This window comes from Kitasatospora misakiensis (genome assembly GCF_042656005.1).
GTDB classification, from domain to species: domain Bacteria; phylum Actinomycetota; class Actinomycetes; order Streptomycetales; family Streptomycetaceae; genus Kitasatospora; species Kitasatospora misakiensis.
In genome coordinates this window covers 76,898-99,320 of record NZ_JBHSOF010000027.1, presented here as the reverse complement: position 1 = coordinate 99,320, position 22,423 = coordinate 76,898, and the positions used below count along the sequence as shown (strand labels likewise).

7 protein-coding genes are annotated in these 22,423 nt (G+C 76.2%); 1 reads left to right on the top strand and 6 read right to left on the bottom strand.

Translation table 11 applies throughout. The features are described from left to right. Window positions 1-63: 63 nt before the first annotated feature. Window positions 64-1,479, bottom strand: coding sequence for a DNA adenine methylase (locus ACFP3U_RS20925; RefSeq protein ID WP_380227122.1), 1,416 nt, complete (start codon window positions 1,477-1,479; stop codon window positions 64-66). Between the two features lie 170 nt (window positions 1,480-1,649). Further along, on the bottom strand, window positions 1,650-2,741 hold the full coding sequence (locus ACFP3U_RS20920; protein ID WP_380227121.1) for a hypothetical protein: 1,092 nt from the start codon (window positions 2,739-2,741) through the stop codon (window positions 1,650-1,652). Window positions 2,742-3,067: 326 nt separating this feature from the next. Here ACFP3U_RS20920 and ACFP3U_RS20915 point away from each other — a divergent pair, with 326 nt between their 5' ends. Next, window positions 3,068-6,217 (top strand): AfsR/SARP family transcriptional regulator, encoded by a 3,150-nt coding sequence (locus ACFP3U_RS20915; protein ID WP_380227120.1) that lies wholly within the window; start codon window positions 3,068-3,070, stop codon window positions 6,215-6,217. 86 nt (window positions 6,218-6,303) lie between these two features. Here ACFP3U_RS20915 and ACFP3U_RS20910 read toward each other — a convergent pair whose 3' ends face one another. The 4 genes from ACFP3U_RS20910 to ACFP3U_RS20895 all read right to left on the bottom strand — a co-directional run bounded on the left by ACFP3U_RS20910 (window position 6,304) and on the right by ACFP3U_RS20895 (window position 22,386). Then, the gene (locus ACFP3U_RS20910; protein WP_380227119.1) at window positions 6,304-6,525 is read right to left on the bottom strand and encodes a hypothetical protein; all 222 of its coding nucleotides are present in this window, start codon (window positions 6,523-6,525) and stop codon (window positions 6,304-6,306) included. A gap of 186 nt (window positions 6,526-6,711) precedes the next feature. Then, window positions 6,712-7,524 carry a dimethylargininase gene (gene ddaH / locus ACFP3U_RS20905; RefSeq protein WP_380227118.1) on the bottom strand — a complete coding sequence of 271 codons (813 nt, stop codon included), beginning with the start codon at window positions 7,522-7,524 and terminating at the stop codon, window positions 6,712-6,714. A 46-nt stretch (window positions 7,525-7,570) separates the two neighbouring features. Then, window positions 7,571-8,863, bottom strand: coding sequence for an MFS transporter (locus ACFP3U_RS20900; protein ID WP_380227116.1), 1,293 nt, complete (start codon window positions 8,861-8,863; stop codon window positions 7,571-7,573). After that, window positions 8,860-22,386 (bottom strand): non-ribosomal peptide synthetase, encoded by a 13,527-nt coding sequence (locus ACFP3U_RS20895; RefSeq protein ID WP_380227115.1) that lies wholly within the window; start codon window positions 22,384-22,386, stop codon window positions 8,860-8,862. Before ACFP3U_RS20895 ends, ACFP3U_RS20900 begins: the two co-directional genes overlap by 4 nt. Between the last annotated feature and the right edge of the window lie 37 nt (window positions 22,387-22,423).

Below are 22,423 nucleotides of genomic sequence, written 5' to 3'. Positions count from 1 at the left end.
GTCCAGCATACCTGGACACCTGTCCATGAGCGACTCGGGGCCGACCAGAGGGTGCCGCGCGGCTCAGGCCTCCTCGAAGAACGAGCCGCGCGCCACGTCGTCGCCCCCGTCGCGCCGCCACTCGGCGAGGATCCGCCCCGGCACGGCCGTCACCGTCGCGTTGCGGGCGCCGGGCAGGACGGTGAGCTGGTACGCCTCGCCGGTGGTGGCGGGCGACCGGAAGGTGAAGGTGTGGCGCCTGAGGTCCCCGGCCGGCACGTCGTTGCCGATCAGCCGCTGGTAGGCGTCCACCAGCCCCGGGTTGGCGAGGTTGCAGAGGACGACGGTGACGCCCGCCCTCACCAGCTCCCGTGCGACCTCGACCACGGCCGTCTGGAACTCCGCGCCGTCGTCGCCCGTCCCGTAGGTGTGCGCGCTCTCGGAGCCGACGGTCTCCGGCGCGGGGTGGAGAGGCTCCACCAGGCCGTTGCTGAACTTCGGGGACGGGCAGTCCAGGAAGACGACGTCCTGCGGGGTGGCCAGCTCGCAGGTGCGGCGGAAGTCCCGGCACTCGAAGTCCAGCACCACCGAGCGCGCCTGGTCCCGGACCGCCCCGAGCCGGGCAGCCTCCTGGACGCGCAGCGCGGCCAGCTCCCCCGCCGTCCGCGGCTTCCAGGTGGCGACGACGCCGCCGGAGGCGTTCAGGGTCGTGCCGTGCACGGAGCGGTTGACCAGCCAGATGTACTTGAAGCAGCAGAGCATGGCCGTGGCCGGAGCGGACTCGGTGGCCAGCAGCGCACCCCGGCCGGTCCGGAGGTCCTCCAGCACCTGCTCGAAGTTGTGGGCCGGATGGGCGTCCCACACCGCCGCCAGCTTCAGGTACTCGTCGACGAAGCGGTCACCGAGGCGGCGCATCGTCCAGTACGAGCCGATGACGAAGTGGTTGAGGTCGCCGGCGACGACCGCGCCGAACAGCGGGACGCCGTCGGTGAAGGCCGTGCCCCAGCGGGTGGAGTTCAGGAAGACCTGGCCGGATCCGAGGAACGGCTCGATCAGCCGGGGCAGCCGGCCCCGGTTGTCGACGAACTTGGCCTGGGCGACCCGGGCGAGCAGCAGCTGGGTGAAGTGCGTCCGGTTGTGCCCGTTCCCGGCGTACGGGGTGAGCCAGGCGAACTGCTCCGAGTCCGGCACCAGGAGGTTGGTGAACCTCCCGACGTACGAGGTGTGCTGCTGGACGAACCGCCGGTACAGCCCGCCCCGGACGCCCGCGAAGTAGCTGAAGTCGGCCGGAACGCCCATGTCGCCGCTGCGGGCGGCGTGGTAGGGCGGCACCGGGAGGTTGTGGGGCACCGGCCGGAAGTCGGGCCCGACGGTGAAGCCGCCGACCGGCCGGCCGTCGCGGATGCGGCCGACCCCGCAGACCGCGCACCGCATGCCGTTCCGGTCCATCGCGCCGGTGTAGATCCGCTCGAAGCCGCAGTGGTCGCAGTGGATGTGCAAGGTCTCCCCCTCGGGTTGTCCCCGCTTGCCCGTGAAACGACAGTAGGGCGCGCGCGGCCCCGGCGCGAGGGCGGAACGGCGGGCCTCCCCCCGGGCGTCCGGGGGCGGGAGCGGTGGACCGACCATCCGTCAGGGTCCGGGTGGCGGGCGCGTACCGGCGCCGTCCGCCGTCAGCAGAGGGTGTCCCAGTGGTGGAGGGCGTCGAGCGCGGTGCTGCGGTCGGCGGGGGTCGGGGTGGTGGCGGGGGCGGTGAGCAGGTAGTCGGCGACCGGGGTGAGCAGCAGGGCGGAGCCGTCCCGGCCGCCGTCGCGGGCGTCGCCGGGGGGCAGCAGCCGGGCCTCGTCCCAGGTGTGGCGGATGACCGTGCGGCGCAGCAGGGTGCCGTGCCGGACGGTCAGGCGGGGGGCGGCGGCGGCCTCGGCGCGGCGGCGGTGCTCGGGGGCGAGTACGGGGCCGAGGGCGGTACGGACGGCGGCCAGGGTGCCGAGCGGCAGGCGGGGGGCGGCGAGGTCGAGCAGGGCGGCGGCCTCGGGGGCGAGCCGGTAGGCGGCCAGCACGGCGGCGGTCTCGGCGGGTTCGAAGGGCTGGCCGGCGAGACAGGAGAGGTCGAGCAGGGTGAGCGGGTCGAGTCCTGGCTCGGCGCCCTGGACGGGGTCGGGGCCGGGCGCGGGACGGTGGTGGAGCCGGGCCTCGGCGAGGGCGATGAGGCACTCGACGTGGTCGTCCGCGACCAGGTACGGGCGGACCGGCACGGCGGCGCCGTCGCCGGGGAGGGCGGCCGTGCTGAGCCGGACGCGGTACCAGGGGTCGAGGAGCGGATCCTCGGCGGGCCAGCGGACGGTGACGGCGGTGTGGTGCGGGCGGTCGCCGAGCAGGGTGACGTCGACGGTCTCCACCGGGTGGTCGGTGACCAGGCGGACCACGGCCTGCCAGAGCGCGGCCTCGCCCGGGGCGACCAGTTCCAGGGAGGGCTGGGGCCGGAGCAGGTCGACGGGGTAGTAACCGGCCAGCGGGAGCCCGTGGATGGCGCGCACGCCGGTGGACCGGGCCAGGTCGAGGGCGAGGCGGGCGTAGCGGTCGGCGCGGGTGCGGGCGCGGCGGAGTTCGGCGCGGGCGGGCTCGCCCATCCGGACCTCCTCGCGGGCCAGGGCGGAGAGCACGAGGTGGGGCAGGTGACGGCTGCCACGGGCGCGGTGGAGCAGTTCGGCCGGCCCGTCGGCCGGGTCGACGTCGAGCAGGTGGTACAGCAGAGCGGTGTTCACGGACGTCCGCCTCCGAAGGTATGGTCATGGCGCCCGCCGCCGACGGCCGACGGCGGGGCGATCACGACCGGGCACAGGGGGTACCCGGTCGCGGGAGGTGAAGGAGGGGCGCGGACCGGACCGTCTCCGGAGGGCCCCGGCACGGTGATTCTCGCCGGTCGGGTTCAACGCCCGGTCACCACAGGCTCAATAGAGCCTCGACACTGGGCGCGACCTTCAGGTTTTCCATTCACACATCATCTGACACGTGCACGAACGGGGCGGGCACTGTCCTTGGGGCAGCAGGGGGCAGGATGAGCGACCTCCGTTTTTCCATACTGGGTCTGATGCGGGCCCACCGCGGCGCGACGGCGCTCAAAGTGGGCAGCCCTCAGCAGCAGGCCATGCTGGCCGTACTGCTTCTGAGGCCCGGTCACTCGGCGAGTGCCACCGATCTGATCGCCGCCCTGTGGGGCGAGGAGCCGCCGAGCGCGGCGATGACCACCGTCCGGACCTATGCGTGGCGGTGGCGGAAGGTGCTGGACGCCGTGGCGCCCGGGGAGGACGACCCCGGTGAGAAGGCCGCGGGCAGCGTACTGATGTCGATGGGGGACGGCTACCGGCTCGTCCTGCCGAAGCTCGCGGTGGACACGGCGCAGGCGGAGGCGCTGGCGGCCGAGGCGGAGCGGACCGCCCGCGCCGAGCCCTTGCGCGCCCGCGACCTGCTCAACCAGGCGCTGGAGCTCTGGCAGGGCGAGCCGCTGGCCGGTATCCCGGGGCCGTTCGCGGAGCGGCACCGGCAGCGGCTGGAGGAGTTGCGGCTGACGCTGCTGGAGGAGCGGATCGGGCTGGACCTCACGCTCGGCCGCTACTCGCGGTGCATCCCGGAGCTGACCGCGCTCACCACCGAACACCCGCTGCACGAGCGGGCGTACGGGCTGCTGATGCGGGCGCTGTACCAGGCCGGACGGCAGGCGGACGCGCTGGCGGTGTTCCGGGGCGTCCGGCAGCTGTTCCTCGCCGAGCTGGGGGTCGGGCCGGGGGCGGAGCTGGAGCAGTTGCACCGGCGGATCCTGGAGGGGGACGCGACGCTGGCGCCGCCGCAGCCGGCGAGCGCCGGTGGGACCGGTGGGCCGGCGGCGGGCAGACCCTCCGGCCCCCCGGACGGACCGGCCGCCCCGGGCGGGGCCGCGCACCCCGCCGGGCGCGCGCCGGCGGGCCGGGACGGCGCGACCGAGGGCTCCGCCGAGCGGCCGGAGGCGGCCGACCGGGCGGCACGGGCGGGCGGCGCACCGCCCCGGCCCGCCCAGCTGCCGCCGGACGCCGCCGACTTCACCGGCCGGACGGCCCCGGTCCGGGTGCTGCACACGGCCCTGGACGCCGCTCCGGAGGAGACCGAGGGCGGCGCCGCCGGACACCCGCGGGCGCTGGTGATCGCGACCGTGGTCGGCATGGGCGGGGTCGGCAAGACCGCGCTGGCGCTGCACGTGGCGCACCAGGTCCGGGACGGCTACCCCGACGGCCAGCTGTACGTGGACCTGCGCGGTTCGGACCGCGTCCCGGCCGATCCGGAGGCGGTGCTGAGCGGCTTCCTGGTGGCGCTCGGGGTCTCGGCGGACGCGGTGCCGGACGGCCTGGACGCGCGCTCCGCGCTGTTCCGGTCGGTGGTCGACGGCCGGCGGCTGCTGCTCGTCCTCGACAACGCCAAGGACGCGGCGCAGATCCGGCCGCTGCTGCCCGGGGCGGTCGGCTGCGCGGTGCTGACCACCGGCCGCACCCGCCCGGCCGGGCTGCCGGCGACCGTCCAGGTCGACCTGGAGGTGTTCCAGCCGGACGAGGCGCTGGACCTGCTCGGCCGCACGATCGGCGCCGAGCGGCTGGCCGCCGAACCGGAGGCCGCCCGCGAGCTGGTGGTGGCCTGCGGGCACCTGCCGCTGGCGGTGCGGATCGTGGCCGCCCGGCTGGCCGCCCGGCCGGGCTGGACGGTGGAGACGCTCAGCCGCCGCCTCCAGGTGGAGCGGCGACGGATCGACGAGCTGCGGATCGGTGACCTCGCGGTGGCGGCGGCCTTCGAACTGAGCTACCGCCAGCTGACCGCCGACCAGGCCCGGGCGTTCCGGCTGGTCGCCTCGGTGGACGGGCCGGACATCGGGCTGCCGGCCGCCGCCGCGCTGCTGGACCTCGACGAGTACGACGCCGAGGACCTGCTGGAGGCGCTGGTGGACGTGGCGATGGTGGAGTCGCCGTTCCCCGGCAGGTACCGCTACCACGACCTGCTGCGGGCGTTCGCCCGGCGACGGCCGGCCCAGGGGGCCGGACCGGACGGCGCGGGGCACGGTGCCGGGGACGGCGATGACGGGGAGGCCGTCACCGCCCGGGACCGGCTGCTGGACCATCTGCTGGCCACCGCGTGCAGCGCGTTCCAGCACGCCGTGCCGGGCGATCCGGCCGCCGGCGCGCTCGGCCCGGCGCACTCCCCCGGGGTGCCGCTGACCGGCCGGGAGGCGGCCCGCGAGTGGGCGGCCGTCGAGCGGGCGGGCGCCGTCGCGCTGGCGGCCCAGGTCGCCGCCGACCCCGCCGCCGGGCAGGGCCCGGCGCTGCGGGCGGCCACCGACCTGCTGATCGCCCTCACCCCGTTCGTGCTCACCCCGCCGAGCCGTCAGCTCGCCGCCACCGCCGACGCGCTGGCCGAGGCCGCCGCCCGGCACGGGGACGTCCGGGCGGAGGGGCGGGCGCACTTCCTGCGCGGGAACGTCGCCCTGGCCGCCACCCGGCTGGACGCGGCCGAGGCGGCGTCCCGGCAGGCGGTGGAGGCCGCGCGCACGGCCGGGGACTCGGTGATCCTGCGGCAGGCGCTCAACGACCTCGGGCTGATCTGCCAGTTCCTGAGCCGCTACGACGAGGCGGTGGACCACTACGACGAGGCGCTGCAGCTGGCCAACCGGCTGGGGCACCGCTCGGGCGCGCTGGTGACGACGGTGAACGCGGCGCTGGCGCGGGTGCGCAGCGGCCGGGCGGACGAGGCGGTGACGATCTGCCACGAGGTGCTGGCCGAGTTGCGGACCAGGCAGGACGATCCGGGCCGGGCGTACACGCTGTACGTGCTGGGGCTGGCGCACCACGCGCTGGGGCGCCACGAGGAGGCGGTGACCTGGTTCGGCGAGTGCCTGGCGGTGTCGGTGGCGGCCGGTCTGCGGGACCGGGCCGCGCACGCGCGCTACCGGCTGGCGGACAGTCTGCGCGAGCTGGGCCGGGCGGACGAGGCGCTGGACCACGCGGAGCGGGCGCTGCTGCTCTGCGAGGAGTTGGGGGCGGAGCGGGACCAGGCGCAGGCGCTGGTGGTGCTGGGCTGTGCGCTGGCTGACCTCGGGCGCGGGGCCGAGGCGGGTACGCGGCTCCGGGAGGCGTACGCGATCTTCCGGCGGCTGGGGCTTCCGGAGGCCGCCGAGGTGGCGGGGCTGCTCGCGGAGCCGGCGTTCGCGCTCGTGGATCCGTGAGCGGGCGGGGCTTCGGGGGCGGCAGAAACGGTTCTGCGCCGGGGGGTTCGGTGGGGCTGGGCGGTTAGCCGGAGGTCGGGCCGGGCTCAGGAGCCGGTGCTGTTCCAGTCCCCGTGGCCGTTGCCGTTGGTCGCGGTGGGGGTCGGGGTCGGGGTGGCGGTCGGGGCGGTGACGCCGCCCTGGCCGGCGCCGGCCACGCCGTCCGCCATCGCGGTGCCCGCCACGCCGAGGGCGAGCAGGGTGCCGAGGCCGAGGCCCGCGACGGTCAGGCGGATCCGGGCGGTACCGATCGTCGAACGCTTCGCCATGACTGCTCCCTGGGTCGTCTTCCCTGGTGGGAAGGGGTTCTCCGGGTTCTCCCCGGTGCTTCCGGGGGCTCCCCCGGGCTGACGTGATCAGCATGGCAAGGGGCGTTCAACGGCAGATCGACGCACGAGCACCGTGCGTCGATCGCCGTCGTTGATCGGGGCGTTGATCCGGCCGGTTCAGGCGGGTCAGACGGCCTCGCGGATCTCCAGGGTGCAGCACTTCACGCTGCCGCCGCCCTTGAGCAGCTCCGAGAGGTCGACCCCGATCGGCCGGTAGCCGTGCGCGCGCAGCCGGGCCGCGACCCCGGTGGCCGGCTCCGGCAGCACCACGTTCAGCCCGTCGCTGGCCACGTTGAGCCCGAACGCCGCCGCGTCCTCCTCCTCCACCAGCACCGCGTCCGGGAAGAGCCGGGCCAGGACCGCCCGGCTGCCGGCCGAGAACGCCCCCGGGTAGTACATGATCCGGTCGCCGTCGAGCACGCTGAGCGCGGTGTCGAGGTGGTAGAAGCGCGGGTCGACGAGGTCCAGGCCGATCACCGGGCGGCGGAGGAACTCCTGCGCCTCGGCGTGCCCGGCGGAGACGCTGCGGAACCCCCGGCCGGCCAGCAGGTAGCGGTCGGTGAGCAGCAGGTCGCCCTCGCCCTCGTTGACGTGCGCCGGGTCGTGCGTCGCGAAGCCGTTGGCCCGGAACCACTCCAGGTACGCCGGGCCTTCGGCGGCGCGCTCGGCGTTGCGGAACCGGGCGCCGAGCACCCGCCCGTCCACCACGGTGGCGCCGTTCGCCGCGTAGACCATGTCCGGCAGGCCGGGGATCGGGTCGATCAGGTCGATGCGGTGGCCGAGCTCCAGGTACAGCTCGTACAGGCGCTCCCACTGGGCGACGGCGAGGTCGGTGTCGACCGGCTTGGCCGGGTCCATCCACGGGTTGATGGTGTAGCTGACGTCGAAGTGGGTCGGGCGGCACATCAGGTAGCGGCGCGGGCGGGCGGTGCGGGTCATGGCGGGGCTCCAATGGGTGAGGACGAGAGGGCGGCCGGACGGGAGGTCAGGCGGCGGGCCGTTCGGGGAAGTTCCGCATCCCCCGCAGCGGGCTCGCCAGCAGGACGGCACCGGCCGAGAGCAGCACGGCCGCCATGATCCAGATGGTGGTGCGGGCGCCGAGCACCTCGCCCAGCCAGCCGCCGAGCAGGGCGCCGACCGGGATGGCGCTGAAGTTGACGGTCGAGGCGCTGGCCCGGATCCGGCCGATCATCGCGGGCGGGCAGTAGGACTGGTAGAAGCTGCCGGCGAGGACGTTCCCGGCGATCACCCCGCAGACCGCGACCGACCAGGCGACCGCGCTCACCGCGAGCGGCAGCCGGGCGCCGGCCGGCGGCAGCAGCAGGATGAACGGCGCGGCGACCAGTTCGCAGAGCAGCAGCCCCCGGGCGGTGCCGAACCGGCGGGCGATCCGCCCGGCCAGCGCGGCCCCGGCCAGGCCGCCGACCGAGACCACCGCGAAGACGGCGCCGATGCCGCCGGGCGAGACCCCGACGCTGCGGACCAGGAAGACGGTCTGCACGGCCTGGATGCCGTTGAGGCCGAGGTTGCCGACCGCGCCGAACAGGGCCAGGGTGCGCAGGTACGGGTCGCCGGCCAGGAAGCGCACGCCCTCGCCGATCTCCTTGAGGATGCCGCGCCGCTCGGCCACCGGCGGTGGCGTCTCCTGCACCTTGATGGAGCCCAGGCAGAGCGCCGACACCAGGTAGGTGACCGCGTCGGCGAGCAGGCCGCTGGCCGCGCCGAACACCTGGGAGAGCAGGCCGGCCAGGCCGGGGCCGGCGATCTCCGCCGCCGAGTCCCCGGAGCGCAGCTTGACGTTGGCCTCCAGCAGGTCGTCCTTGGCGACCAGGGCGGGCAGCACGGCGCCGTACGCGGTGGAGAAGAACACCTTCACCGCGCCGGCCAGCAGGGCGACCGCGATCAGCTGGGCCATGGTCAGCGCGTCGAACCAGCCGGCCACCGGCACGCTGCCGAACAGCAGGAGCAGCAGCAGGTCGCAGACCAGCATGACCTTCAGCCGGGGCCAGCGGTCCACCCAGGCGCCGGCCAGCAGGCCGAGGAACAGCCACGGGACCCACGCGGAGGCGGTCAGCACGCCGACCATGAACGGTGAGGCGTCCAGGGTCACCACCGCCACCAGGGCGAGGGCGACATTGCCGACGGCGGTGCCCAGACCGCTGGTCGTCTCACCGATCCAGAGCTTGCGGAAGTCCCCCTGGGCCCAGAGGCCCCAGCGGCCGCGGCGCGGTCCGTCGTCCAGCACGGGCGGCTCGACCGGGACGGTACTCGTGGTCATCGCGGGTCACTCTCCAGCGTTTCGGCCAGCACGGCGGCGATCCGCGCGAGGGGCTCGGGTTGGGTCAGGGCGCCGTGCGCGCAGTCGATCCGGTGGGCGGTGACGGGGCCGGTGAGGTACGGGGCCCAGGCGGCCTCGTACGGCCAGTCGGCGGGCTTGTCGGCGGTGGCGCCGACGAACACGGCCCCGCCCCGGTAGTGGCCGGGCACATGCTCGGCCATCAGCTTGCGGTGGTGCTCGAAGACGTCCGGCAGGAGGCCGGCGGCCTCGCCGAGCAGGGCGGTCAGGCGGGCCTGGCCGCGGCCGTCGGCCGGGTCGTAGCCGAGCGAGGCGAGCAGTTCGGCGAGGGTCTCGACCGGGTCGTCGGAGGCCGGGTGCTGCTCGGCGACCGCGCCGGCCGGGAGGCCGTCGAGCAGGGCGAGCAGGGCGACCTCCTGACCCGCCGCCTGGAGCTGGACGGCCATCTCCTGGGCGACCACCGCGCCGAAGGACCAGCCGAGCAGGTGGTAGGGCCCCTCCGGGCGGACGGCGCGGATCTCCCGTACGTAGTCCGCGGCGATCTCGGTGACGGCGGCCGGGGAGCCGCCGCGCAGGCCGCGGGCCTGGAGGCCGTACACCGGGCGCTCCGGGTCGAGGTGGCGCAGCAGGCCGGAGTAGACCCAGCTGATGCCGGCGGCGGGGTGGACGCAGAACAGCGGGGCCTTGCTGCCCCCGGCCCGCAGCGGCAGCAGGACGTCCAGGGCATCTCGGGCATCCGCGGCGTCCAGGGCGTCCAGGCGGCGGGCCAGGCCCGCCACGGTCGGCGCCTCGAACAGGGCCCGCATCCCGAGGTCGGCGCGCTCGCCGAGCTCGCCCTCGAAGGCGGTGCGGATCCGGCCGAGCAGCTTCATGGCGAGCAGCGAGTGGCCGCCGAGCTCGAAGAAGCCGTCGTCGATCGTGACCCGGTCGGCGCCGAGGACTTCGGCGAAGAGGCCGCAGAGGACCTCCTCGCGCGGGGTGCGGGGCGCGCGGCCCCCGGTGAGGAGGGCGAAGTCGGGGGCGGGCAGGGCGCGCCGGTCGACCTTGCCGCTGGCGGTCAGCGGGAAGGCGTCGAGCGGAACGACCGCCGCCGGGACCATGTAGCCGGGCAGCCGCTCGGCGGCGAAGGCGCGCAGCTCGGCCAGGTCGAGCGGGCCGGCGGCCAGGGCCCCTGCGGTGTCGGGGACGACGTGGGCGACCAGGCGGGGCCCGGTGGTGCCGTCGTCCCGGGCCGTCACGGTGGCGGCCAGCACCCGGGGGTGGCGGGTGAGCACATGCTCGATCTCGCCGAGCTCGATCCGGAAGCCGCGGATCTTCACCTGGTGGTCGGTGCGGCCCAAGTAGTCGATCCCGCCATCCCGGGTGCGCCGGACCAGGTCGCCGGTGCGGTACATCCGGGCGCCGGGGGTGAAGGGGTCGGCGACGAAGCGCTCGGCGGTCAGCGCCGGGCGGCCGAGGTAGCCCCGAGCCAGGCCGGCCCCGGCCAGGTACAGCTCGCCGGGCACGCCCACCGGGACGGGTGCCAGGTGCTCGTCCAGCACCAGGGCGCGGGTGCCGAGCACGGGCCGGCCGAGCGAGGGGCGCCCGGTCGCGTCGAAGGGGTGGACGAGGGCGTCGACGGTGGCCTCGGTGGGGCCGTAGAGGTTGTGGGCGGTGGTGTGCGGGGCCTCGCGCAGCCTGGTCCAGAGGGACTGGCCGACGGCCTCGCCGCCGAGCAGCAGCACCCGGGGGGCCGGGCCCTGCGGTGCGGCGAGGTCCAGCAGGCCCTCGTCGAGGAGCTGTTCGGCGTAGGAGGGGGTGACCTCCAGGACGTCGATCCGCTCGGTGCGGACGTGCCGGACGAGCGCGGCGGCGTCGCGCCGGACCTCGTCGCCGACCAGGTGCAGCTCGTGGCCGGCGATCAGCCAGAGCAGGCCGTCCCAGGAGGCGTCGAAGCAGAGCGAGGCGGTCAGGGCGACCCTGCCTCGGCCGTGCGCCCGTTCGGTCGCGCCGATCGGGCCGGTGGGCGCGCGGTGCGAGGCGAGCAGGGCGGCGATCGAACCGTGGCTCACCAGGACGCCCTTGGGGCGGCCGGTGGAGCCGGAGGTGTGGATGACGTACGCGGCGTCGGCCGGATCCGGGGCGGCGGCCGGGGTCGGGACCGTCGCCGGGCCGTCGCCGTGCACCGGGAGGACGGGCAGGCCCGCGAGCAGTTCGGGCAGCGGCCAGCCCTCGTCGGTGAGGACCAGGGCGGGCGCGGCGTCGGCGAGCATCGCCGCCGTCCGCTCGGCCGGGTACTCGGCGTCCAGCGGGAGCGAGGCCGCACCGGCCCTGAGCACGGCCAGCAGGGCGACGACGGTCTCGGCGGAGCGCGGCAGCGCCAGGGCGACCACCGCGTCCGGTCCGGCCCCGGCCGCCCGCAGGCGGTCGGCGAGCCGGGCGGTGCGGGCGTCCAGCTCGGCGAAGGTGAGCCGGGTGGCGCCGGCGACCAGGGCGGTGGCGTCCGGGGTGCGGGCCGCCTGCGCCGCGAAGGCGGCCGGCAGCAGCGGCACCGCGGCGGGCAGGGCGGCGGCGGGGGCGAGGAGTTCGGCGCGCTCGTCCTCGTCCAGCAGCTCGGCGCGGCCGATCGGCTGCTCGGGGTCCGCCACGACGGCGGTCAGCAGCCGGCCGAAGCGGACCGCGATCGCCTCCACCGTCTCCCGGTCGAACAGGTCGGTGGCGTAGTCGATCGCGCACTCCAGCCCGGCCGGGGCGCCGTCGGCGTCGAAGGACTCGCCCATGCCGATCGAGAGGTCGAACTTGGCGACGTGGCCGCCGACCGGTTCGATCGCGGCCGGAAGCCCGGCCAGGTCGAGCGGGGCGTCGCCGCCGGTCGCGCTCTGGCTCGCACCCTCCAGCAGCAGCATCACCTGGAACAGCGGGTGCCTGGCCAGCGAGCGGGCCGGGTTGAGCTCCTCGACCAGCCGCTCGAACGGCACGTCCTGGTGGGCGTGGGCGTCCAACTGGGCCTCCCGGACCCGGCGCAGCAGCTCGCTGAAGGCCGGGTCCCCGGAGGTGTCGGTGCGCAGCACCAGGGTGTTGACGAAGAAGCCGACCAGCTCGTCCAGCGCCTCGTCCGTGCGGCCGGCGACCACCGAGCCGATCGGGACGTCGGTGCCGGCGCCCAGCCGGGTGAGCAGCGCGGCCAGCCCGGCCTGGAGGGTCATGAACATCGTCACCCGGTGCTCGCGCGCCAGGGCGGTCAGGCCGCGGTGGAGTCCGGCGCCGAGCGGGAGGACGACGCGGTCGCCGCGGTGGGAGCTGTCGGCGCGCCGGGGGCGGTCGAGGGGCAGCGACAGCTCCTCGGGCAGGCCGGCCAGCGCCTCCCGCCAGTGGGCGAGCTGACGGGCGGCCGGGCTCTGCGGGTCGGCCTCGTCGCCGAGCAGCTCGCGCTGCCAGAGCGCGTAGTCGGCGTACTGGACGGGCAGCGGGCGCCAGTCGGGTGCGGTGCCGTCGCGGCGGGCCGCGTAGGCGGCGGCGAGGTCGCGCAGCAGCGGCTCCATCGACCGGCCGTCACCGGCGATGTGGTGCAGGACGAGGACCAACAGGTGCTCCGTCGACCCCTGGCCGGCGGGCAGCAGCAGGGCCCGGACCGGCAGGTCGACGGCGAGGTCGAAGGGCAGCTCCGCGTATCCGGCCACGGCGGCGGCCGGGTCGGCCGGCGGGGCGGTGCGGTGCTCGAACGCGACCCGGGCCTGGTCGGCGGGGACGATCCGCTGGTACGGCTCGCCGTCCTGCTCGGCGATCACGGTGCGCAGGCTCTCGTGCCGGGCGACCACGTCGGCCAGCGCGGCGGCCAGGGCCGCAGGGTCGAGCGGGCCGCCGATCCGCAGGGCGAGCGGCAGGTTGTAGAGGGCGCTGGGCCCCTCCATCCGGTCGATCAGCCAGAGCCGGCGCTGCGCGGAGGAGAGCGGCAGCCGCTCGGGGCGCGGCCCGGCGGTCGGCGCGGGCCGGGCCTCGGTGCCGCCGTCCAGGCGCTGGGCGAGGCCGGCGACGGTCGGGGCCTCGAAGACGTCCCGGATGCCGAGTTCGGCGCCGAGGGTGGCCCGGACCCGGCCGGCCAGCTTCATGGCGAGCAGCGAGTGGCCGCCGAGGGCGAAGAAGTCGTCGTCGATCGAGACCCGGTCGGCGCCGAGGACTTCGCCGAAGAGGCCGCAGAGCAGCTCCTCGCGGGCCGTGCGGGGCGCGCGGCCCCCGGTGAAGAGGGCGAAGTCGGGGGCGGGCAGGGCGCGCCGGTCGACCTTGCCGCTGCCGGTGAGCGGCAGCGCGTCGAGCACGACGACGGCGGCCGGGACCATGTGGCCGGGCAGCGACTCGGCGGCGAACCGGCGCAGCTCCTGGGCGAGTTCGGCGGTGCTGGCAGTGCTGACAGTGCTGGCGGTGCTGGCGGTGCTGGCGGTGGTGGCGCAGTGGGCGACCAGCCGGCGGTCGCCGTCGGCGCTCTCGTGCAGGGTGACCACGGCCTGGCGGACGGCCCGGTGGCGGCTCAGCACCTGCTCGATCTCGCCGAGTTCGATCCGGAAGCCGCGCAGCTTGACCTGGTGGTCGGTACGGCCCAGGTAGTCGATCCCGCCGTCCCGGGTGCGCCGCACCAGGTCGCCGGTGCGGTACATCCTCCCGCCCGGGGTGAAGGGGTCGGCGACGAAGCGCTCGGCGGTCAGCGCCGGGCGGCCGAGGTAGCCCCGGGCCAGGCCGGCCCCGGCCAGGTACAGCTCGCCGGGCACCCCGACCGGGACGGGCGCCAGGTGCTCGTCCAGTACGTGGGCGCGGGTGCCGAGCACGGGCCGGCCGAGTGAGGGGCGCTCGGAGTCGGCGTAGGCGTGGAGCAGGGTGTCGACGGTGGCCTCGGTGGGGCCGTAGAGGTTGTGGCCGGTGAGGCCCGGGGTCTCGCGGAGCCTGGTCCAGAGGGACCGGCCGACGGCCTCGCCGCCGAGCAGCAGCACGCGAGGGGCCTGCCCGTCCGGCGCGTCCGCCGCCAGCAGGCCTTCGGCGAGGAGCTGTTCGGCGTAGCTGGGGGTGACGTTGACGACGCCGATGCCGGCGCCGCGCAGGTGGCGGACCAGGGCGGCCGCGTCGCGGCGCAGGTCGTCGCCGATGAGGTGCAGCTCGTGGCCGGCGACCATCCAGAGCAGGCTGTCCCAGGAGGCGTCGAAGCAGAGCGAGGCGGTCAGGGCGACGCTCAGCCGGCCGTGCAGGCGCTCGGGCCCGGCGAAGGTCTCGGCCCGGTGGTGGGCGAGCAGGGCGGCGATCGAACCGTGGCTCACCAGGACGCCCTTGGGGCGGCCGGTGGAGCCGGAGGTGTAGATGACGTACGCGGCGTGGGCCGGGCCGACGCGCACCGGCGGCGCCTCGGCGGGCTGCCCGGCCCAGGCCTCGGCCTCGGCGGGCAGTACGGTCAGGCCGGCCAGCACCTCGGGCAGCGGCCAGTCACCGGTGCTGAGCACGGCCGCCGGGCGGGCGTCGGCCAGCATGTGGGCGAGCCGGTCGCGGGGGTAGTCGGCGTCCAGCGGCAGGAAGGCCGCACCGGCCTTGAGCACGGCCAGTTGGGCGATGACGGTGTCCGCCGAGCGGGGCAGGGCGAGGGCGACCACGGACTCCGGGCCGAGGCCGGCGGCGAGCAGGCCGTGGGCGAGGCGGTTGGCACGGGCGTCCAGCTCGGCGTAGCTCAGCCGCAGCTCGCCGAAGACCAGGGCGGTGGCCTCCGGGGTGGCCGCCGCCTGCGCGGCGAAGGCGGCCGGGACGAGCGGGACGTCCGCGGGCAGGGCGGCGGCGGGGGCGAGCAGGGCGGCGCGCTCGCGCTCGTCCAGCAGCTCCACGCGGCCGATCGGCTGCTCGGGGTGCGCCACGACGGCGGTCAGCAGCCGGCCGAAGCGGGCGGCGATCGCCTCCACCGTCTCCCGGTCGAACAGGTCGGTGGCGTAATCGATCGCGCAGTCCAGGCCGGCGGGCGCGCCGTCCGGGCCGAAGAACTCCTCCAGGGTGATGTTGAGGTCGAACTTGGCCACCCCGGTGTCCGAGGGCAGCGCCTCGACCTCCAGGCCGGGCAGCTCCAACTCGCCCTCGTCGGTGGACTGGAGGACCATCGCGACCTGGAACAGCGGGTGCCGGGCCAGCGAGCGGGCCGGGTTGAGCTCCTCGACCAGCCGCTCGAACGGCACGTCCTGGTGGGCGTAGGCGCCGAGTCCGGACTCCCGGACCCGGCCGAGGAGTTCGGCGAAGGCCGGGTCGCCGGAGGTGTCGGTGCGCAGCACCAGGGTGTTGACGAAGAAGCCGACCAGCTCGTCCAGCGCCTCGTCCGAGCGGCCCGCGACCACCGAGCCGATCGGCACGTCGGCACCGGCGCCCAGCCGGGTGAGCAGCGCGGCCAGCGCCGCCTGGCAGGTCATGAACAGGGTGACCCGGTGCTCGCGGGACAACGCGACCAGCCGGCCGTGGAGTTCGGCGTCGATCGGCAGGGCGACCCGGTCGCCGCGGTGGCCGGCCCGGGCGCCCCGGGGGCGGTCCACGGGCAGCGCGATCTCCTCCGGCAGGTCGGCCAGGGTGCTGCGCCAGTAGGCGAGTTGGCGGGAGACCAGGCTCTCCGGGTCGGCCTCCTCGCCGAGCAGCTCGCGCTGCCAGAGCGCGTAGTCGGCGTACTGGACGGCGAGCGGTGCGAGGGCGGCCTGCTCGCCGCCGAGGCGCAGGGTGTAGGCCTCGGTGAGGTCGCGCAGCAGCGGCCCCATCGACCAGCCGTCACCGGCGATGTGGTGCAGCGCGACGACCAGCACGTGCTCGTACGCGGAGATCCGCAGCAGGGTGATCCGCACGGGCGGCTCGGCGGCCAGGTCGAACGGGCGGCGGGCCGCGCGGTCGACCTCGGCCTCGACGGACTCCGGCGCGCAGTCGAGGAGTTCGACCGGGACGGCGGCCTCGGCCGGGGCGAGGATCCGCTGGTACGGCTCGCCCTCGTGCTCGGCGATCACGGTGCGCAGGCTCTCGTGCCGGGCCGCCAGGTCGGTGAGCGCGGCGGTGAGCGCGCCCCGGTCGAGCAGGCCGGTGAGGCGCAGGGCGAGCGGCATGTTGTAGAGGGCGCTGGGGCCCTCCATCCGGTCGATCAGCCAGAGCCGGCGCTGCGCGGAGGAGAGCGGCAGCCGCTCGGGGCGCGGCCCGGCGGTCAGCGCGGGCCGGGCGACCGCGGCGTCCAGGCGGTCGGCGAGGCCGGCCACGGTCGGGGCCTCGAAGACGTCCCGGATGCCGAGTTCGGCGCCGAGGGTCGCACGGACCCGGCTGAGCAGCCTGGTGGCGAGCAGCGAGTGGCCGCCGAGGGCGAAGAAGTCGTCGTCGATCGAGACCTCCGGCACGCCGAGGACCTCGCCGAAGAGGCCGCAGAGGATCTCCTCGCGCGGGGTGCGGGCGGCCCGGCCGCCCCCGGCGGCGGCGGTGAAGTCGGGGGCGGGCAGGGCGGCCCGGTCGAGCTTGCCGTTGACGTTCAGCGGCAGCTCGGCCAGGGCCGTGAAGGCCGCCGGGACCATGTAGTCGGGCAGTACGGCGGCGGCGTGGGCGCGCACCGCGGCGAGGTCGAGCGCGGCCGGGTCGGCGCCGGGCGCGACGGCCAGGTGGGCGACCAGCCGGGTGCCGGCCGTGCCGTCCTGGTGCGGCAGGACGGCGGCCTGCACCACCTCGGGGTGGGCGGTCAGTACGGCCTCGATCTCGCCGAGCTCGATCCGGAAGCCGCGCACCTTGACCTGGTGGTCGGTGCGGCCGAGGTACTCCACGGTGCCGTCGGCCCGGCGCCGGGCGAGGTCGCCGGTGCGGTACATCCGCTCGCCACTGCCGTTCGGGTCGGCGACGAAGCGCTCGGCGGTCAGCGCCGGGCGGCCGAGGTAGCCGCGGGCCAGGCCGACGCCGCTCAGGTACAGCTCGCCGGGCACGCCGACCGGCACCGGGCGCAGCCGCGCGTCCAGCAGGTGGGCGCGCAGGTTGGGCAGCGGACGGCCGATCACCGGGCGGGCCGCGGTCTCGCCCAGGCGGTGGTGCAGGGCGTCGACGGTGCACTCGGTGGGCCCGTACAGGTTGAACACCAGGGTGTCGGGCGCGGCGCGCAGGGTGGTCCAGAGCTGCTGGCCGCAGGCCTCGCCGCCGATCATCAGCACGGCGGGCGGGCAGGTGGTGAGCAGGCCCTCCTCGACCAGCCGCTCGGCCAGCGCCGGGGTGACGTCGAGGGTGTCGGCGCCGGTGCGGGCCAGGTAGCGGACGACGGCGGCGGCGTCGCGGCGCAGGTCGTCGTCGAGCAGGTGGAGTTCCTGCCCGGCGACCATCCAGAGGATCGCCTCCAGGGAGGTGTCGAAGGACAGCGAGGCCGTCGCGGCGAAGGCGAACCGCCGCCCGGGGTGGGCCCGCTGCGCCGGGGCGAGGGTCTCGGCGCGGTGGAAGGCGAGCAGGTTGGCGAGGCCGCCGTGCCGGACCACGACGCCCTTGGGGCGGCCGGTGGAGCCGGAGGTGTAGATGACGTAGGCGACGTGCTCGGGGCCGACCTCGACCGGGGGCGCCTCGGCGGGCTGCCGCTCCCAGGCCTCGGCGCCGGCGGGCAGCACGGTCAGGCCGGCCAGCACCTCGGGGACCGGCCAGGCGGCGGTGCTGAGCACGGCGGCCGGGCGGGCGTCGGCCAGCATGTGGGCGAGCCGGTCGCGCGGGTAGTCGGAGTCCAGCGGCAGGTAGGCGGCGCCCGCCTTGAGCACGGCGAGCAGGGCGACGATCGACTCGGCGGAGCGCGGCACGGCCAGCGCGACCAGCGACTCGGGGCCGATGCCGGCTCCCCGCAGGCCGTGGGCGAGCCGGTTGGCGCGGGCGTCCAGCTCGGCGAAGCTCAGCCGCAGCTCGCCGAAGACCAGGGCGGTGGCCTCCGGGGTGGCCGCCGCCTGCGCGGCGAAGGCGGCCGGGAGGAGCGGGGCGTCGGCGGGGTTCGCGGTGTCGTGCCAGGCGGCGAGCGCGGCGCGGCCCTCCGCACCGAGCACGTCCAGCTCGGCGACCGGGAGCTCGGGCCGCTGGGCGACCTGGGCGAGCAGCTCACCGAGGGCGGTGGCGAGCCGCTCGGCGGTGTCGCGGTCGAACAGGTCGACGGCGAACTCCAGGCCGCCGGAGAGTCCGGCCGGGGCGCCGTCCGGGTGGTGGCGCTCGGAGAGGTTGAGGGTCAGGTCGAAGGCGGTGGTGGGCAGGCCGAGCGGCTCGTAGGCGGCGCGGGTGCCGGGGAACTCCGGCCCGCCGCCGGTGGTGTTGTCGAAGGCGATCATCACCTGGAACAGCGGGTGCCGGGCCAGCGTGCGGGCCGGGTTGAGCTCCTCGACCAGCCGCTCGAACGGCACGTCCTGGTGGGCGTAGGCGGCCAGGTCGGCCTCCCGGACGCGGCCCAGCAACTCGGTGAAGGTGGGCGCGCCGCTCAGGTCGGTGCGCAGCACCAGGGTGTTGGCGAAGAAGCCGACCAGGTCGTCCAGCGCGGTGTCGAGCCGGCCGGCCAGCGGGGTGCCGATCGGCAGGTCGTCCCCGGCGCCGAAGCGGTGCAGCAGGGTCGCCCAGGCGGCCTGGAGGACCATGAACAGGGTGACGCCGTGCCGGCCGGCCAGCTCGGCGAGCCGGGCGTGCAGGGCGGCGTCGACGTCGAGTTCGACGACGTCGCCGCGGTGGCTGGGCACCGGCGGGCGGGGGCGGTCCAGCGGGAGCGGCAGCTCGTCCGGCAGGCCGGCCAGGGCCTGGCGCCAGTGGTCGAGCTGGCGGGCCAGCAGGGAGCGCGGGTCGGTGTCCGCGCCGAGCAGGCGGTACTGCCAGAGGGTGTAGTCGGCGTACTGCACGGGCAGCGGCGCCCGGTCGGGCGCGGTGCCCGCGCGGCGGGCGGTGTAGGCCTCGGCGAGGTCGCGGAAGAGCGGGCGCAGCGACCAGCCGTCGCTGGCGATGTGGTGCATCACCAGGGTGAGCACGTGCTCCTCGGGCCCCTCGGGGCGGAGGTAGGCGTGCAGCGGGACGTCGGCGGCCAGGTCGAAGGTGTGGCCGACCAGCTCCCGCGCCGGGCGGTCGGTGACGGTGAGCAGCGGCCCGGGCGCCGCGTCCAGGACCAACTGGTGGGGCACGCCGTCGAGTTCGGTGATGACGGTGCGCAGCGCCTCGTGCCGGTTGAGGACGTCGCCGAGGGCGGCTTCGAGGGCGGCGGTGTCGAGCGGGCCGGTCAGCCGCAGGGCGAGGGTGACGTTGTAGGTGGCGGCGGGGCCCTCGGCCTTGCCGAGGAACCAGAGCCGGCGCTGGGCGAAGGAGACCGGCAGGTGGGCGGGGCGCTCCTCGGGGCGCAGCGCGGGGCGGGCCGGTCCGCCGGCGATCCGGGCGGCGAGGGCGGCGACGGTCGGGGCCTGGAAGAGGTCGCCGATGGCGAGTTCGGCGCCGAGCTCGGTGCGGACCCGGCCGACCAGGCGGGTGGCGAGCAGCGAGTGGCCGCCGAGGGCGAAGAAGTCGTCGTCGACGGTGATGTCCTCGATGCCGAGGATCTCGCCGAACAGCGCGCACAACGCCCGCTCGTGCTCGTCGCGCGGGGCCCGGCCCTCGGTGTCGGCGCCGAGCTCGGGGGCGGGCAGGGCGCGCCGGTCGACCTTGCCGTTGGCGTTCAGCGGCAGCGCGGGCAGCACCACCACGGCCGAGGGGACCATGTAGCCGGGGAGCGTGTCGGCGGCGAACCGCTTGAGCTCGGCGGCGAGTTCGGGCGCCTCGTCGAGGGCGTCGCCCGGGACGGCGCAGTAGCCGACCAGCCGGGTGTCGCCGGGGCGGTCCTCGCGGGCGACCACGATGACCTGGCGGACGGCGGGGTGGCCGGAGAGCACGGCCTCGATCTCGCCGAGCTCGATCCGGAAGCCGCGCAGCTTCACCTGGCCGTCGATCCGGCCGAGGAACTCGATCGCGCCGTCGGCCCGGCGGCGCACCAGGTCGCCGGTGCGGTACATCCGGCCACCGCGGCCGTGCGGGTCGTACGGGTCCGCGACGAAGCGCTCGGCGGTCAGCGCGGCCCGGCGCCAGTAGCCGCGGGCCAGGCCGGCCCCGGCGATGTACAGCTCGCCGGGCACCCCGGGCGGCACCGGCCGGAGGCGGGCGTCCAGGACGTGGGCGCGCATGTTGTCCAGCGGGCCGCCGATCGGGGCCCGGGCGCCGTCCAGGTCGGCGGGGAGGAGGTGGTGGTGGGTGGCGAAGGTGGTGGCCTCGGTGGGCCCGTAGACGTGGGCGAGCAGCAGCTCGGGGCAGTGCTCCAGGACCCGGCGCATCAGGGTGCCGGAGGCCGCCTCGCCGCCGGTCAGGACCACCCGCAGCGCGCGGAAGGTCTCCGGGGCCTGCTCGGCGACCAGGTCGAACAGCGCCTTGGTGAGGAAGACCGCGGTGACACCGTGCCGGCCGGGCAGGGCGTGCAGGGCCGCCGCGTCCAGGGTGCCGGGCGGGGCGACGACGACCGTGCCGCCGTGCAGCAGCGGCGTCCACAGCTCGTAGGTGGCGGCGTCGAAGGCGTGCGGGGAGTGCAGCAGGACCCGCTCGTGCCGCCCGTCGCGCCAGCGGCGGTCGTCGGCGAGGTCGACGACGTCGCGGTGGCGGACGGCGACGCCCTTGGGCGTGCCGGTCGAGCCGGAGGTGAACATCACGTACGCGAGCCGGTCGGGGTGGACGGGCAGGCCGGGGTCGTGGTCGGGCCGCCCCGCCTCGTCGCCGGGGCGGACCACGGTGGCGGTGTGCGCGAAGCCGGGCTCGGCGCGGTCGGTGAGCAGCACCGGCGCGCCGGTGTCGGCGAGCAGCGCGGCCATCCGCTCGGGCGGCAGGCTCGCGTGCATCGGTACGTAGCAGCCGCCGGCCTTGAGCACCGCGAGGGTGGCGACGACGAGGTCCACCGAGCGCTCCATGAGCAGCGCGACCGGGGATTCCGGGCCGACGCCGGCGGCCACCAGGTGGTGGGCGAGCCGGTTGGCCCGGGCGTTCAGCTCGGCGTAGCCGACGGTGCCGCCGTCGTGGGCGAGCGCGACCGCGTCCGGGGTGCGGGCGGCCTGCTCCTCGAACAGCGCGGGCAGCGAGCCGGTGCGCACCGGCGCGGTGGTGGCGTTCCACTCCTCGGCGAGGCGGGTGTGCTCCTCGGGGGCGAGGATGTCCAGGGTGCCGATCGGCGCCCCGGGGTCGGCCGCAGCGGCGGCCAGCAGCCGGCCGAAGCGGTCGAAGAGGCCGGCGACGGTGGCGCGGTCGTACAGGTCGGCGGCGTACTCGACCGAGCCCTCAAGCCCGGCCGGGGCGCCGTCCGGGCCGTGCCGCTCGGTGACGCCGATGTTGAGGTCGAACTTGGCGACCCGCAGGCCCAGCGGCTCGGGCGCCGACTCCAGCCCGGGCAGGCCGAGTTCGCCCTCCTCGTGGTTCTGGAGCACCAGCAGCGCCTGGAACAGCGGGTGGCGGCCGAGCGCGCGGGCCGGGTTGACCTCCTCGACCAGCCGCTCGAACGGCACGTCCTGGTGGGCGAAGGCGTCCAGCTGGGCCTCCCGGACCCGGCCCAGGAGTTCGACGAAGGACGGGTCGCCGGAGGTGTCGGTGCGCAGCACCAGGGTGTTGACGAAGAAGCCGACCAGGTCGTTCAGCGCCTCGTCGGAGCGGCCGGCCACACCGGTGCCGAGCGGGATGTCGGTACCGGCGCCCAACCGGTTGAACAGGGCGGCCAGACCGGCCTGGAGGACGGCGAACAGGGTGGCGCGGTGCTGCCGGGCGAGATCGGCCAGCGCGCCGTGCAGCTCGGGGCCGAAGGCGAACGGGACGGCGTCGGCGGCGCCGCTCGGCACCGGCGGCCGGGGGCGGTCCGCCGGCAGCTCCAGCTCCTCCGGCAGACCGGCCAGGACTCCTCTCCAGTGGTCGAGTTGACGGCTCATCAGGCTGTACGGGTCGGACTCCTCGCCGAGCAGCTCGCGCTGCCAGAGGGCGTAGTCGGCGTACTGGACCGGCAGCGGCTCCCAGCCCGGCTCGGCGCCGGCCAGCCGCGCGGTGTAGGCCTCGGCGAGGTCGCGCAGCAGCGGGCCGAGCGACCAGCCGTCGCCGGCGATGTGGTGGAGCACGACGAGCAGCACGTGCTCGGGGACGGCGTCCGCGCCGTCGTCGGTCGGGGTGAGCGAGAAGACCGTGACCCGGAGGGGCGTTTCGGCACTCAGGTCGAAGGTGTGGGCGGCGGCCCCGTCCCGCAGGGCCGGGTAGTCGGCCGGTGCGCACTCCACCGTGGTGAAGGCGGTGCCCGCCTCCGCCGACGGCAGGATGTGCTGCACCGGCACGCCCGTGGCGTCCACCGGGAAGACCGTGCGCAGGGCCTCGTGCCGGGCGACCACGTCCGCCGTCGCGGCGCGCAGCGCGTCGAGGTCGAGCGCGCCGCGCAGGCGGACCGCGAACGGCAGGTTGTAGAGCGCGGTCGGCCCTTCGATCTGATCGATCAGCCAGAGACGCTGTTGTGCGTACGAAACCGGGATCACGGTGCTTCCTCTGCTCACGTCACGGGCGTGTGGTGGG